Source organism: Vagococcus entomophilus, from assembly GCF_003987595.1.
GTDB lineage: Bacteria > Bacillota > Bacilli > Lactobacillales > Vagococcaceae > Vagococcus_E > Vagococcus_E entomophilus.
Window position 1 is genome coordinate 643,894 of the sequence record NZ_NGJZ01000001.1, and the last position, 16,230, is coordinate 660,123.

15 protein-coding genes are annotated in these 16,230 nt (G+C 37.3%); 1 reads left to right on the top strand and 14 read right to left on the bottom strand.

The window, feature by feature from the left end; all coding sequences use genetic code 11:
- Positions 1 to 26: 26 nt before the first annotated feature.
- The 6 genes from CBF30_RS02930 to CBF30_RS02955 form a co-directional block, all read right to left on the bottom strand.
- Positions 27 to 1,223 carry a pyridoxal phosphate-dependent aminotransferase gene (locus CBF30_RS02930; RefSeq protein WP_126822601.1) on the bottom strand — a complete coding sequence of 399 codons (1,197 nt, stop codon included), beginning with the start codon at positions 1,221 to 1,223 and terminating at the stop codon, positions 27 to 29.
- Positions 1,224 to 1,240: 17 nt separating this feature from the next.
- Positions 1,241 to 1,717 carry a cell wall elongation regulator TseB-like domain-containing protein gene (locus tag CBF30_RS02935; protein ID WP_126822603.1) on the bottom strand — a complete coding sequence of 159 codons (477 nt, stop codon included), beginning with the start codon at positions 1,715 to 1,717 and terminating at the stop codon, positions 1,241 to 1,243.
- Positions 1,718 to 1,799: 82 nt separating this feature from the next.
- A complete protein-coding gene (locus tag CBF30_RS02940) occupies positions 1,800 to 4,580 on the bottom strand; it encodes a helicase C-terminal domain-containing protein (RefSeq protein WP_170168915.1) in 2,781 nt (926 codons plus the stop codon).
- Between the two features lie 277 nt (positions 4,581 to 4,857).
- Entirely contained in the window at positions 4,858 to 5,583 is a 726-nt protein-coding gene (gene pnuC, locus CBF30_RS02945) for a nicotinamide riboside transporter PnuC (RefSeq protein WP_126822607.1), read from the bottom strand.
- Positions 5,580 to 6,710 carry an AAA family ATPase gene (locus CBF30_RS02950; RefSeq protein ID WP_126822609.1) on the bottom strand — a complete coding sequence of 377 codons (1,131 nt, stop codon included), beginning with the start codon at positions 6,708 to 6,710 and terminating at the stop codon, positions 5,580 to 5,582. The genes pnuC and CBF30_RS02950 overlap by 4 nt, the downstream gene beginning before the upstream one ends.
- A 9-nt stretch (positions 6,711 to 6,719) precedes the next feature.
- Complete coding sequence (locus tag CBF30_RS02955) at positions 6,720 to 7,547, bottom strand: NUDIX domain-containing protein (RefSeq protein WP_126822612.1); 828 nt, start codon at positions 7,545 to 7,547, stop codon at positions 6,720 to 6,722.
- Positions 7,548 to 7,755: 208 nt separating this feature from the next.
- Here CBF30_RS02955 and CBF30_RS02960 point away from each other — a divergent pair, with 208 nt between their 5' ends.
- Positions 7,756 to 8,148: a helix-turn-helix domain-containing protein gene (locus CBF30_RS02960; RefSeq protein ID WP_126822614.1), complete on the top strand. Its 393-nt coding sequence runs from the start codon at positions 7,756 to 7,758 to the stop codon at positions 8,146 to 8,148.
- 83 nt (positions 8,149 to 8,231) lie between these two features.
- Here the strand turns inward: CBF30_RS02960 and CBF30_RS02965 are convergent, their stop codons facing one another.
- The 8 genes from CBF30_RS02965 to CBF30_RS03000 form a co-directional block, all read right to left on the bottom strand.
- The gene (locus CBF30_RS02965; RefSeq protein ID WP_126822616.1) at positions 8,232 to 9,809 is read right to left on the bottom strand and encodes a bifunctional metallophosphatase/5'-nucleotidase; all 1,578 of its coding nucleotides are present in this window, start codon (positions 9,807 to 9,809) and stop codon (positions 8,232 to 8,234) included.
- Between the two features lie 14 nt (positions 9,810 to 9,823).
- Positions 9,824 to 10,630, bottom strand: coding sequence for a phosphonate ABC transporter, permease protein PhnE (phnE, locus tag CBF30_RS02970; protein ID WP_126822618.1), 807 nt, complete (start codon positions 10,628 to 10,630; stop codon positions 9,824 to 9,826).
- The gene (gene phnE / locus CBF30_RS02975) at positions 10,627 to 11,409 is read right to left on the bottom strand and encodes a phosphonate ABC transporter, permease protein PhnE (protein ID WP_126822620.1); all 783 of its coding nucleotides are present in this window, start codon (positions 11,407 to 11,409) and stop codon (positions 10,627 to 10,629) included. Before phnE (CBF30_RS02975) ends, phnE (CBF30_RS02970) begins: the two co-directional genes overlap by 4 nt.
- A complete protein-coding gene (gene phnC, locus CBF30_RS02980) occupies positions 11,406 to 12,194 on the bottom strand; it encodes a phosphonate ABC transporter ATP-binding protein (protein WP_126822622.1) in 789 nt (262 codons plus the stop codon). The genes phnE (CBF30_RS02975) and phnC overlap by 4 nt, the downstream gene beginning before the upstream one ends.
- A gap of 113 nt (positions 12,195 to 12,307) precedes the next feature.
- Positions 12,308 to 13,237 (bottom strand): phosphate/phosphite/phosphonate ABC transporter substrate-binding protein, encoded by a 930-nt coding sequence (locus tag CBF30_RS02985; RefSeq protein ID WP_126822623.1) that lies wholly within the window; start codon positions 13,235 to 13,237, stop codon positions 12,308 to 12,310.
- A 361-nt stretch (positions 13,238 to 13,598) separates the two neighbouring features.
- Positions 13,599 to 14,273, bottom strand: a complete 675-nt coding sequence (locus CBF30_RS02990; RefSeq protein WP_126822625.1) for an ABC transporter ATP-binding protein — start codon at positions 14,271 to 14,273, stop codon at positions 13,599 to 13,601.
- A 2-nt stretch (positions 14,274 to 14,275) separates the two neighbouring features.
- A complete protein-coding gene (locus CBF30_RS02995; protein ID WP_126822627.1) occupies positions 14,276 to 15,361 on the bottom strand; it encodes an ABC transporter permease in 1,086 nt (361 codons plus the stop codon).
- Positions 15,362 to 15,511: 150 nt separating this feature from the next.
- Complete coding sequence (locus tag CBF30_RS03000) at positions 15,512 to 16,147, bottom strand: TetR/AcrR family transcriptional regulator (protein ID WP_126822629.1); 636 nt, start codon at positions 16,145 to 16,147, stop codon at positions 15,512 to 15,514.
- Positions 16,148 to 16,230: the final 83 nt, after the last annotated feature.

Consider the following 16,230-nt stretch of genomic DNA (forward strand, 5'->3'; position numbering starts at 1 on the left):
TCTCCATTTCTAGTCATCAATTCTTTTTATACTTTTAAAGCAATTTTGCTTTCGATAAATGTTTTCATTCTTGCTACCGCTTTTTCTAGTGTTTCCAAATCCGTGGCATAGCTAATACGGATATTATCTGGTGCCCCAAAACCTTCGCCTGTTACAACAGCTACTTGAACTTCTTCTAATAAATCTTGAACCCAATCTGTGACATGCTCATAACCACAAAGCGTAAGGGTTTCTCTAATATTAGGAAATAGATAAAAGGCCCCTTGTGGTTTGGTCAATTTGAATCCAGGTAACGCAGAAAATTTTGGATAAATAGTGTTCAAGCGGTTTTCAAACGCTTGACGCATTTCTTCAACTGTTTCTTGGGTTCCAGTTAGTGCTTCTACTGCGGCGTATTGACTGACAGCTGCACAGTTACTGGTAGATTGTGATGCAAAAGCAATCATTGCTTGAATGATTTGCTCATCTCCTAAGACATAGCCGATTCTCCAACCGGTCATCGAGTAGCTTTTAGATACACCATTGATAATGATGGTTTGCTTACGAATTTTTTCTGAAAGTGTTGCAATCGGGGTAAATTTATTTTTGTTATAAACAAGTTTGCCGTAGATATCATCTGAAAGTATCACGATATCATGTGCTACAGCCCATTCTCCTATTTTTTGGAGTTCTTCTGTGGTGTATACTGCACCAGTAGGATTACACGGTGAATTCAACAATAAAGCCTGAGTTTTAGTAGTTCTTGCTGCCTCAAGCTCTTCGACGGTCACTTTGTAGCCATTGGCTTCTTTTCCGCCAACAAAAACCGATTTTCCTTGAGCTAATTTGACTTGTTCAGAGTAACTAACCCAATAAGGTGTTGGAATAAGGACTTCATCTCCTGCATCAAGCAAGACTTGGAACAAGCAAAACGTTGCAAATTTTGCCCCTTCTGTTACCATTACTTGGTTTTGATGATAAGTCAACCCGTAATCTTTTTTTGTTCTTTCAATGATTGCTTGACGTAATTCCATAATTCCCGCGGATGGTTTATAAAAACTCGCAGTTCCATTATCAATTGCTTTTTTCGCCGCAGCCCCAATATTCTTAGGCGTTGTAAAATCAGGTTCTCCTACCGTTAGACTTAAAACATCTAAACCAGACTCTTTTAAAGCTTTTGCTTTAGCGGAAGTTGCTAAAGTGATGGATGGTGCGATTTTTTGTGCTCTTTGTGAGATTTTCATGTTGTCCCTCCACGTAATTATATATTTTTTATTATGTTGATCGTTTTTCCCGTTTTGAAGCTGATCAAATAATAGCTCAACTCTCCATTTTTGTTTGCTGTCATAATCTCCCAGGCAGCTTCGTCATTGTACATCCCTAAAGTAATTTTTTTGATGGTCTTTGGATGATCAGAATCAATCACTTTTTTTAAAGCTTGTGTCTCTGTTAATCCCTCAGACTGGTTATAGACTGTTACTTTTTCACCAGATTTAGGTATGATGACTACAATATTGTTTTTCTTATTGTCTTTTCCAACTAGACTAAAGTAAGTTTTTTTTCTGGAAAACCAATAAAAACGGTCTACTTCTTCCATATCCGCATATTTTTTGGCTAGTGCAACAGCCTCCCTCTTAGCTGTATTTGCTGGACGTGAAGCGCGGACATAAAAGATAATTGAAAATAAAATAAGGGCACTTAACAAAATAATCAGTATGATCTTCCATCTATTTTTCATCTGTCGGTACTCCTCTTTGATGTTTATCACTATTCATTATATCAGAATTTTTATCTTTTTCTAGAATCAACCTTGATTTTGTTTAAAGATCAAGAAAACAATGGATTTCACTGAGGATGTTCTCAAATGGAGTATCAATTACTGGTAAGGACTCTGGGAAGGCTTTTAGCATTTTCTGGCCATATTTTTTTTGAATGATTCTTTGGTCCAAAATTAGTAAGACCCCTTTATCTTGAGGTGTTCGAATGAGCCTTCCCAGCCCTTGTCTTAGACGCATCGTTGCTTTAGGCAGTGCTTCATTGTAAAAAGAGGATTGTCCTAATGCTTCTAAATAATGATACTTTGCTTTGACAAAGGGACGGTTTGGCGCATCAAATGGCAGACGTGTCATCACCATAATCTGGACGGTGGAGCTAGGCAAATCAATGCCATCCCAAAAACTATCTGCACCAAGTAAAATCGCTTTTTCACTTAGCTTAAACCGTTTCAGTAATTTTTCATTTGTCCCAGAAATTCCTTGTGCTAAAATTTCCCAGCCTTGTTCTTCAAGTGTCCGATGAATCAAGCGGTAGACTTCTTGCAACACTTCATGAGAAGTGAACAATCCTAATAATGGCCGTTTTTCGTATGCTACCAATTTTATTAAGCAATCGGCCAGATAATGAGCGTAAGCATGGTCTGGGTTCCCCAGTCGATTGGGTGCATCCGTTGGAATATAGACCCGTGCCTGTTCTTGATAGTCAAACATCTCAGGAATTTTTTTGATTGGAAGTCTATCTAAACCAAGACTACGCGCTAAATATTTACTGCTTTTTCCAATAGTCAATGTACCACTAGTATATAAAACCTTTTTATAGCGTGTATACCATGAGTTATTTTCAAGTGATACACTCGCTAAATCACTTGTATAAAACGTTGCATTTCTTTTTTTTGGTTCTATATTGATCCACTTGACCAACGAAAGTCGCCAATCTGTGAGGAATTTTTTGAAAAATTGATAGTAAGATGTAATTTTACTGAGCTTTTCAAGCAAAATTTCCAGTAAGTAATGTTCCTCTACCGTATACTTAGCCCAGTTTTTTTCGATTTGTTCTGAAAAATTTTCAACGAGACGCTCACCATCAAGCAATGTGTTTATGAATTCTTTGCAGCATTTTTGAAAGATTAGAGAGGTTTGTGAAAACCAAGTTGCACTAATCGGCCTTTCTTTATCAACAGCTAAATCTCCGTATGTGTGAACTAATTCTGTATGAAGTAAGGCAATAAACTCTTCGTAGCACTCCTCCAGCTCTTCAAGGACATGGTTGATGAGCGTAATTTCCGTATATTCTTTTTTTTCTGATAGTAACATGTGCATTAATTTTGGTTCTGATTGTACCGCAAGTGTATCGCTAACCCAACGTGAAAATTGTTTTTCATAGACTTTATCTGTTCCGGACTCTTGCATAATACGAGGCAGATGGTGCGCTTCATCAATGATTAAATAGTCCGATTGGGGGAGTTCGAATTCTTTCCTGAAATTCTCTTGACATAAGAAAGCATGATTGACAATGATAACATTTGATTGTGTCAGTTTTCTCTTCAAAAATAGATAGAAATCTTCTTCATAGAATGCAGAACTTCCCTCTAAGTGACTGATTCCCTTGTGAGTTACTTCTTGCCAAAAAGGATGTTGTCTTTTGATTAAGTTGAGCTCGTCTAAATCTCCAGAATCAGTTTCTAATAACCAAACTAGTAACTTCATTTGAAAAAGACAAAACATTTTTTGCTTTTGAGGCTGTTGCAAGGTTTTGTAGAAACGTTCTAAATCTAGGTAGTGCGAGTAGCTTTTTAATAGTACAGGTTGGATTTTTTTAGGAACAACCCGATTTATTTTCGGAATTGCCTCATTTAGCAATTGATTTTCTAAAAGAATGGAGACTGTACTGATGACAACAGGGTTTTCTGGTCGAGCAAAGTAGCTAATAGGAAGCAAATAGCCAAATGTTTTTCCACTACCCGTACTGGCTTCAAGTGCAAGATTCTTTTCTTCAGATTCTGTTTGAAAGTGTTTATAGACAGCATTCATCATTTTAGCCTGTCCGGATCGATACATCATTTTGCTTTGGAACAGCTTTTCTTTTTCTTTTTTACTTTTCGGATAACCGGTCTCCTCGTATAACTTTGTCGAAAAAAGTTTGTGTTCTTTTTTCCTGAGAGCAATGCCAGACACCACCTGTAGTTTTTCATTTAATGGAAGTGGTATTTGCTCTTTTATCACAGCAACCATTTGTTGGATAAAGCTCCCCGTATTCATGGATAGTGGTTCAGCTAATTCACTCAACTTTTCTAAGGTAACTAATGGTAAGGTTTGTATTTTTTTTTCAATTTTAATCAATAATTCTGCAGTGACATACGCATCGCTGTCTGCTTGATGCGGGTTTGTGTGCGTAAAAGCAAATTGGTCGGCTAAGTCTTGCAAACGAAAACTGGGCGAGGTAGGGAAAAATATCTGTGCCAGTTCCACTGTGTCAATGCCTGGAAGACGCAGTTTAGGTAACCCACAGCGTTCCAATTCTTTACTTAAAAAATGATAGTCAAAATTGATGTTATGTGCGACAAAGATACAACCGTCTAATAATTGATGAATCGTATAGGCAACATCTTCTAAATAAGGCGCTTTTTTGGCGCGGCTATTTTTTATTCCAGTTAGTTGCTCGATGTGCGCTGGAATTCTAATTCCGGGATTGATGTCCGTTGCGAAGGTAGAAACAATCTTTCCATTTTCAACCAAAACACAGCCAAACTGAATCATTCGATCCTCGTATGTATCGGTTCCGGTTGTTTCAATATCGACAACGGCATAGATTGGTGCGTGACTCATCCAATCACCCTCTTTCTCTTGATTCATCCCAACGTTGAAATTATACTATAAAATGCGAAAGAAATGTTATTTTTTGCCAAGGTTATTCAAAGCTTTATAAAATAAAAAAAAGCCCTCTCAGTAAAGAAGAGGGTGGGATAGAAATGTTTAACCCAGAAAAATGTGAAAGAATATACGGAAGTTGCTCTGCAAAGTTTTGTGTATCCTTGTTGTCTTCCATGAGAGTGCTGCTCGCTCTGTCTACGTAGTGCTATGAATCAAAGTACGATGGTCCAACCTAATATTTTTTAGGTGACTGTTCCAAGTGTTTCCACTGAATGTAGCCATAGATACTGTTTAAAAGAGCACCAATCCACATAGCAATGACCGAATAATCTTGACTACCTGTATGGAGTACCACTCTCACCCACAAGATAATGCTTAACACATTGACAATAATCCACATTAGCCATTGTTCTTTGAACCTAAGAACCATAAGGATTTGTCCAAGTACGCTAAAAGCCACACTCAAAGCATCAATGTAGGGCTGGTTACTTTGAAGTAAGATTAAAACCTGAGCGTATAAAAGCCAAGAAGCAAGAAGTCCGACTGCAACAAATGACCATGTTTTGGCATTGAGACTTTTACCTTCAACTAAAAGAGTTTGTCCTTCATGTACTTCTTTTTGTCTCATATTTTTACTCCAGGTATACAGCCCAGTGAAATTTGCAAGTAAATAAAAGACATTGAGCATTTGTTCACCTTTGAGATTTGCTTGATAACTTAGATAAAGATAAACACTTACTTGAATAATACCAAAAAAGTAATTACTAATTTTCCCTTTTGCAGCAAAAGTCACACAAAACATGCCAGAAATCCCAGCGACTATGCTTGGTATGCTCTCGGGATGCCTAGCAAAAACCGCGATTTGAAGCCAGATAAGACTCGTAACCCAAAATGCTTCAAAGGCTGTCCATCCACCAAAAAGCTCTTCTTTTAAAAACTGCATTTTCTGTTTGTTCATTGTTTGTTCTCCTCTTCTAATAAAATGAAATCAATGATTTGTTTCGCTTGTTCATAGCGTGCATAAAAACCGTTAGGATCCGAAGCAGTAGCTTTTCCTTCTAAAAAAATGAGCTTCTCCTGATACCCAAACTCAATGTAGGCATCTATCAGAGCTTGATGGAACTTTTTGCGTTCTTCCTGTTTGCCCCATTCTTTATTTCTAAAATGGTCCTCCACATATTGGGTCACTGGTGGTGCAATTAAAATAGCTTCCCAGTTACTCTTGCGAATAGTTTCTTGGTATAAAGGCAATAGCTTGTTGTGTTCTTCTTTTGGTAAATACAATTTTGAATAAACATAGGTGGTAATAGCATCTGTATCTGCAAGGATCAGCCCAGAATTTTCCATCCTGTTAATTAAATTGCTTGTTTGTTTAAACTGACCTCGAATTAAGTTGATATAATCTTCTACATCCAGTTCTTCATCGCGCACATTGTAATGTTCTTGGTAGTACCGCGCGTATTCCAAACTTTTGGGTGCGTTATAATAATTGGCCAAGTCTTCTACTAAGGTGGTCTTTCCTGTAGATGAACTCCCTGTTATTAAAATGTTTTTGCTAAATACACGGCGATACACATGGCTAATGCTTGCCCAGTTATGTAGTGGTCGTTCCCGAATCTTCGTAGCAGACAAACCATTTTTATCCCTCTTGGTATACTGCACAGAAAACTTTTGCTTGTCTAAACGAGCCGCCAACTCCGATTCATACTCTGCTTCGCCAACGTAAAAAGTAAAAGTGGCTTGGCTAGAAGTATACATACTTCGCTCGACAATTAACAGCATGTTTTCCAACCAATTATCCCACCCTTGAGGCATTCGAGGTATCTTTGTTTCATCCAATTGTTCGACGTAGACTAGTTGATCAGTCGAAAAAGTTTCTCTAAGATATCGAAAACGACGCTTCAAAGGAAGATGACAGGACTCACCACGGTCTCCCCCATAGCCACTCACAACTAAAATAACTGCATCATGCTCTCTTTTCGCGCGATTAATTAAATCAATGTGTGCTCGGTGAAGAGGGGCAAAGGTCCCAAAAATAATTGCGATGTCCTCTCCTCTTACCTTCTCTTTATATAAATTTCCCATTCTATTTCCTCATTTTTCTTTTAGTTTATATAACTTTGATGGTCGCCCGACACTGCTGCCGCTTTCTTCTCCGCATGCTACCAAATATTTTCCATGAGTCCGCTTGAAATTACTATTATCGAGATACGTGTTTTCTCCTAGCATCTCTTTTAAAAGTTGAACGGCTTCCTTTAAAGTGAAGGTTTCGGGTAAAAGTTTTAAAATGTGAGGTTGGGTATTGATTGAGCTTAGGATTTGATTGATCGCTTTGACTAAAATTGCAAGATGGTCATAAGCTAAATCCATATTTCCAGATAATTTTTCTCCATTTAAGTTAAACAGCAACTCATTTTTTTGATCAAATGAATGCAAACGATAAATCCCTTCTTGTACACATTCTAATGTTACCCATTCAGCAAACGCAGCATCATCGCCTGCTACAGCCTTTGGCACCCCTCTTAAGTAAGTAATGTACGCAATGGTGATAACCCATGTACGAGGGTCACGATAAGGCGTAGTAAATGTATGCAGTTGCTCAAATTGCTTTTCATTAATGGCTAAGTTAACTTCTTCTTTGACTTCTCTTTTTACGGTTTCATCAGCTTCCTCATTCTCTTCAACAAACCCTCCTGTAAAGGCGTAATATCCTTTAAAAGGATGAGCTTTTCTACGAATGAGTAGTAATTTTAGCTTTGCTTCAGCGTGATCCCAAGATAAGATCACATTATCAATTGTGACACTTGGTCGTGCATATTGTTTGGTTTCTTGTTGATGATACCAGTCTAAAAATTCTTCTTCGGAGGCACATTGTTCATAATATAGTCGTTCCTCTTGTTTGTTTTTAAAATTTCTTTTCATCGTCACACTTCCTATTAAAGTAATATTTACTTTTATTATACTATAAAAATTAAATAGTGCAAGCCTGCTCTTCTTATTCTACAAATATGGGACGATTAACTAAATATTAATTAAAAAACTAGCCATTTCTATTAGTTAATTATTGTTATTTATCCTTGTGTTAACAAGCCGTTAACGATACAATTATACTAAGAAATGAGGGATTAATATGTCTTTTGGCAGTCGTTTAAAAAATTTGAGATTACAAAACAAAATGACCCAACAAATGTTAGGAGATGTCATTCACGTTTCTAAGGTTTCTATTTCAGGATACGAAAATGGAAATCGTTTTCCTGACACATCTACCCTACAACAAATTGCTGATTTTTTTCAAGTGACCACTGACTATTTACTAGATAGAAAGGTACCCAGCGAATTACTATCGGAGGATTTTGCTAAAGATATTGAGATAGAACTTAAAAGCTTACTTAAAATTGTAAGTGAACAGGACTATCCGATTTTTCATGGACGTCCTCTTGATTGTCACACGAAAGAACTGATTACTCAGTCTTTCAAATTTGATTTATTATTGCTTGAAAAAATGACAGCGAAAAGACGTTGATGCGTTCATTTTTCTTGGCTTTAGGATACGGGACGAAAATCGCAATAACCAAAAAAGAAACCCTCACTGGATTTCTTTTTTGGTTATTCTATTTCAGGAATCGTTACAACGCTAAAGTTATGATTGACAGTGGCTTCAATCACAGGATGTCGCTGAAGATAATTTGCAATCAGCTCGGTCATGTCAATTTGAACTTCACGAATGATCTTATCCGCACTAAACATCAAATAATCCCCCCCACCGACTGCTCGGTACTGGTTTATAACAATTTCAAGTGTATCCTCGCTTTGAACGTTTTTTTTGTGATAGTTTAGCTTGGTCACTCGTTCTCCAATAGGTTTTGATATGTCAAGCGTATACTCAATTCCCTCATACATGTCATAATTATAATATTGTGGTTTAGGATTGATAAATAACGAATTAATCCCTAGTGTCTTCCCATCTTCTTCTAGTTTGAAAAAGCTTGCACATCTTTCAAGTGCCGCTTTCAAATCTGCTCCGGAGACCTTTAGCACTGCTAGAGTATTGGGATAAACATAATTCGTCACAACATCTCTCATGGTAATTATTTCGTTAAACCCTTTTCCTTCGTTATTAAATAAAGCTGTTCCAGAAATGTCTACTCCACATGCATCCATTTGCACCTTTTGAATAAATTCAATATAAGGATGTTCTGTAATTCTTGCTTGATCAGGATCTTCGATTTTCATAGATCCCTCGACCCTTCCCAGTGGTTGATCCAGCCATTTTTCAACGGCTGCGGCCACGGGATGGATTGCTTGAGCAACTCTAGGGGCTACGACTTCATTACCAGTTGGAATAAGTTCTGCCTCGCTAGTTGTTATCACCCATCCCTGCTCTACTTGTTCAAGCCTCAACGTAATCTGTCCAACGAATTCACCACGAAAGCCAGGTTGAATGATGGGGACACCGTTAACTTTTTGTGCAAGGGTTCGATGCTGATGGCCCGTTACAAGTGCATCAATTCCACTAACTTCTTGAAGAAGCTGGTACCCTTCATTTTCACCAGTCAAACGTTCAGTTGGCGCACCACTTTCCAAGTCGCGTTCAAAGCCACCGTGATAGCTGACAATGACGACATCTGCTTGTTCTTTTAAAAGCGGGATGTATTCTTTTGCTGTATCCACGATACTTCTAAAGGTCAAACCCTTAATATGATCTGGGTGTTCCCAATGAGGGATAAATTGAGTGGTCAACCCTAGAATCGCAATCTTGACCCCTTGTTTTTCAATAATTTCATAAGCTTTTCCGTAAAAAGGCTTGCCATCTTGACCTAAGATATTAGCGCAAAGAATAGGATGATTACATGCGTCTTCCATCATCTTGAGATAGTTCAGCCCGTAATTAAATTCATGATTGCCAAGCAAACCAACATCATATTGGATAAGATTTAAAACATTCATCAGTTCACTTGGTTTAAAATCTTCTAATTGCTTCGCCAAGAAAAAACTAAGTGGTGATCCTTGGATAAAATCGCCATTTTCAATAGTAATCACAGGATTTTTTGTTTCTTGTTGAATTCTTTCAATGACAGTTGCAGCTTTTGCCGCCCCAAAAGGTTGGTTTTGATTAGTAGAGCCAAAGTTTGTTGGATAAATATAACCATGCATGTCACTAGTAGCTAAAATAGTGAGTTTCATCTCTCATAACTCCTTTAGACTAAGCGTTTTCTAAGGCTACCTGAGATAAAGTCAATCACAGTAACCATCACGATGATACCGAGTAAGATGATCCCAACACGACTCCAAGAACGACCATTGATTGCAAAAATTAATGGCGTTCCGATCCCACCAGCACCGACCATTCCCAAAATAGAAGCAGAACGAACGGCTAATTCGAAGCGGTAAAGTGTATAAGAAACAAATTCTGGAACAAGTTGTGGCAGGGTCGCAAGTGATAAGACATTTGCTTTATTTCCCCCCGCACTGATAACCGATTCTGCTGGCCCTTGATCCATGTTTTCAATGGCTTCACTATACAATTTGGCTAACATTCCGATTGAGTGGACACTGACCGCAAGAACCCCGGCAAAGGAACCAGGACCAACCGTTTTAATAAACATAATGGCTAGGACAATCTCTGGAAACGTCCGAATGGCTGTTAGGACAATTTTTCCACTGCCTGAAAAAATCCGTGCAGATAAAACGTTCTGCAGTCTCTTGCTTCTAGCTGCCCAAAAGGCAAACGGCAAACTTAAAATAGCAGAGATAAACGTTCCTAAAAAGGCTATGGCAACCGTAATAAATAGCAAGGTCACTAAGTCTTCTCCATCTCCAGTATAAACATAGTTCCAATCGGGATGAATGATACCAGAAAAAATGGATTTTACGATTTCGCCTGCAGTGGGTTTTACCCCTCCAAACGAAATGGCACTAAAAGCCCACCAGTATACAGCGATAAAAAACACAACTAATGCGAAAACTTTAATTTTATTTTGTTTTGGTTCAGCAGGTAATCTCATAATAATCTCTCCCTTAGTTGATTACTAACTAAATCAATCACCAAGACAACTGCAAAAATAATGATGACAATGATTGATGTTTGGTCATAACGGAATTGGCTGAGTGAGCGTTGTAGATAAACCCCAATCCCCCCGGCCCCAATGTATCCTAGTACTGTTGAAGCACGAATATTGATTTCAAACGCATACAATAAGTAACTGAGGAAATGACTGGATACTTGTGGCAAAACGGCGTAGCGTACAATATCCAGCTTATTCCCACCAGAAGCAGTAATAGCTTCGATTGGTCCTTCGTCAATTGTTTCAATGGCTTCATAAAACAGTTTTGTAATCATACCAAATGAAAAGATTGCTAAACTGATAATCCCAGCGACTGGTCCGATCCCAACGATTGCGACAAAAACAGCTGCTAACATTAAATCAGGAATTGTCCGAATAATATTTAAAATAAAACGTAACACTCCATTGACGATGCGGTTTTTTACAACATTTCTAGAGACTAGTAAAGCAAAAGGCAACGCCACGATGGCGCCAAATGTTGTGCCGATAATTGCCATACGAATGGTTTCAAGTAGTGGATCAATCACAATGGACAGATACGTCCAGTCTGGGTGTATCATTTTTTGAAGAATCACATTCATTTGCGTAAAATTTGTAAAAAATTGGGCTAAGTCCACTTCTGAAATTACCGCACTACCATAAAGACAGACGATAAATAAAACAAAGAGGAAAAGACTTCCTAATTTACTTTTTCCTTTAGGTAATGAGGAAGATGTCATTGTGCGACCTCCTCTTGGGCTTCGATGATCTCTTTTCCATAGATTGCTTGGAGAGTTTCATCTGTTGCTTCTTCAACAGGACCATCAAAAACCAGTTCTCCAGCTCTAAGTCCAATAATTCTTGTTCCGTATTCCCGTGCAAGTGCTACCGAGTGCAAGTTAACAACGATGGTAATACCTAAATCTTGATTAATGCGCTTTAAATCATCCATGACTTTTTCAGTCGTAATTGGATCTAGAGAAGCAACTGGCTCATCAGCAAGGAAAATTTTGGGACGCTGCGCAAGTGCACGAGCGATGGAAACACGCTGTTGTTGTCCACCTGAAAGTTCATCTGCTCTTGCATAGACTTTTTCAGCGAGATTCACCCGTTGTAACGATTCATAGGCCAGTTCTTTATCTTCTTTTGGAAATAGACCGAAGAATGTTTTGAAAGTCGAGTGATAAGCAACTCGTCCTGTAAGAACATTTTTTAACACTGTAGAACGTTTGATTAGGTTGAAACTTTGGAAAATCATGCCAATATCTCGACGGATTAAACGTAAATTTTTTCCTTTAGCATGCGTGATTGATTTTCCATCAATGACAATCTCTCCACTTGAAATTTCGTGTAGGCGATTGATTGAACGAAGCATAGTACTCTTTCCAGCTCCAGATAGCCCTACTACAATCACAAATTCTCCTGGATGAATCTCAATATTCAAATCTTTTAATCCTTGCGTACCATTCGGATAGACTTTGTTTACATTCTTAAATGAGATAATCGGCTTTTCGCTGTTCCCCATTTTGCTCCCCTACTTTCTTTTTGCATATATACATAGAAAATGGGCATCTTGGAATAGTCCAAAGACACCCTGTTTTCTAATTAAAAATGATCGAGTGCTAATCTCGGTTATTTTTATTGTCCAACTTCTTTTGCGTATTCTCTTACAATATCAAATTTGCTATCAGAAGATTTTTCGTAGCCTTCGTGAGAGTAAATTGATGAAATAATTTCATGTCCTTCTGTTGATTTTCCAACTTTGATAAAGGCGTCTTGAATTTTCTTTTGCCAAGCAGCACTCATATCAGAACGAACCGTGATTGTATCGTTTGGAATTGCTTTTGTAAAGTACATTGGTTCTACTTGATTGAAAATATTTGGTTGGTCTTTAACTAAAGTATTACGAGCATCTTCAAAGACAAATGCTGCATCAACATCTCCATTTAAAACGGATAAGATAGCTTGGTCGTGACCCTTAACCAAAACAGTGGTCATGTCTTTTGTTACGTCAATGCCTTTTTTCTTCATTTCAGCAACTGGCCAAACATATCCTGCAGATGATGTAACATCTTGTGTAGCAACTTTTTTCCCTTTTAAGTCGCTAACACTCTTGATGTTGCTACCTTTTTTAACAACAATCATTGAACGATAAGAGTCAACTAATTCAGTAGTTTTCTTCCCTCCAGGTTGTGAAATTCCATAACGTTGTGCTTGGAGTAGCACTTTCGCACCGTTTTCTTTATGTGCTAGGACATAAGCGTTTGGTGGTAAGAAGCCGACATCAACTGTTTTAGAGCCTAATGCTTCAACAATTGTGTTGTAGTCAGTAGAAACACTTACTTTAACCGGAATTCCTAATTCTTTTTTCAATAGTTTTTCAAGTGGTTTTGCTTTTGCTTCTAATGTTTCAGCAGATTGAGATGGTACAAATTGTACAGTCAACTCTTTTGGTGTGTAAGAAGCACTACTTTTTTTACTACTTGATGAACTACCTCCGCAAGCAACTAATCCTGCAGTTAATAAAACACCTAAACCTAATAAAGCCACTCTTTTCCAGCTCTTCATTTTTTACATGTATCCCCTCGTTCTAATGTAACTCACTCGGTAAGTAAGTCCATGGTCAATTATAGTAAAAAAATTCGGATTTCGCAACGATTTATCGACATTAAAAAAGAGTAAATTTTTGGTTAATTTGTTTATAATCATAAGTAAATCTCTAAAAAAGCTGTTTTAAAAGGGTTTTGAGCTAAGTGGTTATCTTTTTATTTAAAAACAGATTCTAAATTTTTATAAAAATAAAAACGATTTACGAATAATTTACGTCATTGTTCGCTTTTTATTCTTATTGGATAGAGTTGAAATAACGAATGTTTGGAAGTAGAAAAAAGAAGTTTTGACCGTAGCCAAAACTTCTTTTTTTTAAATATTAATTGCTGTTTTTAAGTGTGCCATCTTCAATTTTGACTACACGATCACAAAATTTTAGGAGTCGTTCGTCATGTGTGACCATTAGAATCGCCTTATTTTGTGTTTTTGCTTCCTTAGCTAAAATATTGACCACCTCAAAAGCTCGATCTGTATCCAAACTTGCCGTAGGTTCATCGGCTAATATGATTTTAGGGTCATGATATAAAGAACAAGCGATTGCCACTCGTTGTTTTTCGCCCCCAGATAAATCACGAGGATAACTCTCAAGCAGATGAGCAATCTCTAAGCTTTGGATCAATTCTTCTTTTTTGTTCGGATTTTTTTTAGTAGCATCAATTTTTTCAATCAAATGAAGTTGGTCTTTCACTTTTAGAAAAGGGACTAAGTTGGCATTTTGTAAAATAAAGCCAATTTGTTGAAAACGTAAGCGAACACGCTCTTTTTCTTTTATTTTAGCTAAATCAGTGCTTCCAATTTCAACATGTCCAGTTGTTGGTTGTTCCAGTCCGGCCACAAGAGATAAAAATGTACTTTTACCAGAACCAGATGGTCCAATCAATGCCACAAATTCTCCTTGCTTCATTGAAAAGTCACCTTGTTTTAACGCCTGTACCTCAGTGTGCCCTTTTCCGTATACTTTTGAAATATTTCGTATGTTTAAGACATTTGTCATGATTATCCTCCTATCGCAACAAGTGGGTCAATATTTTTGATCGTTCTTGTGGAGATAAACCCTCCAAGTAGTGCAATGATAATGAGCAAAAGACTGTTTAATCCAAGTGCTAGGTAATTCGTGGTGTAGGGCATGCTATTTGGTAAAAACTGAACGGTAATTGCAGTTAAAATTAAGCCAATGGCTACCCCTAAAACAGCCAATATCCCTGTTTGACTAATTACCGATTTTACAAGATAGTTGGTTGGAACTCCTTGAACCTTTAAGACACCAAACATTGCTGTTTTTTGTAAAGTCATAATATAGATAAAGATTCCAATCACAAAAGAAGCAATGATAATTAAAAAGTAAATCATGGTATCAAGAGTTAGATTTTGTGCCTGATAACCCGGGAGCGCTTCAATGAAGCTTTTTACATCAAGCTGTACGACTTTTTCTTTTAAAGAAGAGGAAAGTGTGACGCCATTTTTACGGACTACTAGTCCGTTAATGGTTTTATTTTCTTGAGTAAGAGTGTCTTGCCCTTTGATTGCCTGGATGGTCTCGATAGATGTATAAATTACCGGTACAATATTGTAGGTGCTTTTTTTGGTCCAACCGACTATTTCTAGCGGCGTTTTATAGGTCCCAGCATAAATTTTATCCCCAATTTTGTATCCTTGCTCTTTTAAATCTGCTGAAAGAACAACTTCATTCTTCTTTTGATAGAGATTACCCGATGTCACCTTTGGTCTTAAAAAGCTTTGATTACTTACACCAAAGAAGCTGGTATTGGTTCTCGTTGAGTCTTTACTCGAGTCATTTCTAATGGCCAAAGCAGCTTGTGCAACAGCAGCAATGTTTTGGTTGTTGAGAAGACTGGAAGCCTCTTTTTCCGTTAGTGAAGAAGCATTTAAGTTTTTATTCGACTCCTTTGTGACAATGACCGTTTTGGCTTGCCACTGGTCTACAGCCAAGCGATTTCCTTGCTGCAGTCCATTGGCTAACCCTGAGAGAATAGCAATTAACCAAGTGATCATAACAATCACTAAGATGATGAGCACATACTTGGCTTTTGTGTACTTCATTTCATTGATTCCTAAAAACATAGTGTTCACTCCTTTATTCTTTCGTTTATAATATCACTTATCAACTGATAAGTGAAGTATGAAGGAAAAGTGAAGAAAAATTCACTCGTTTTTATCTGTTGATTGATGTAGTCAAAACTAGGTGGATTAATTAGATCTTTGACAGCAAAATCAGGGATTCACTCTTTCGCTTTCGTGGTTTTCACTTGTTTGATATAGTCCGTACAGCATCATATCAATCATTTCATTAATTTTTTGCTGACTTTGCTTTTTTTGATACGTCTGCTGCACTTCCATAAGAGCGCTCACGTTATATAATAAAAAACTTGCGGCTTGCTCATCGCTGACACGCTGTTTTAATTTAGGGCTTGTTTTTACCTGCGCAAACAGCTGAATAAAACTAGAAATATAGGTTTCATGAAACCAAAGATACATTAGTTTTTGCTCGCTTGTATCTAATTCGTTTGACATATCTTGTAACATTTTAAATAGGTTAGTTGGATGTTTTTCTAGTAAAATATCAATCATTTCCCGCAAACTATTCTCTAATGTTAAGCCTTTGTTTAATATGGTTAGGAGTGCAGTTTTCACTTCTTTTGTGAGTGCTTCTATAACTGCTAGGTAAATTTCTTTCTTATTTGAAAAATGATGATAGAGATTGGGCTGTGTAATATCACATTTTTTGGCAATTTCTCGAGTAGATGTCAAGCGATAGCCTTTTTCCATAAATAAAGAAGAGGCAACAGCTAGAATGGTTTGATGCGTTCTTTCCCAATCTTTTTTTCTAGAATTTCCTTTTTCCGTCATGGCTCCTTCTCCCCCTTTATTCTCGCTCTATTCTAGCATAAAAAAATTAAGAATACATAAAAAAAGCCAGAGATCCCTTCTAT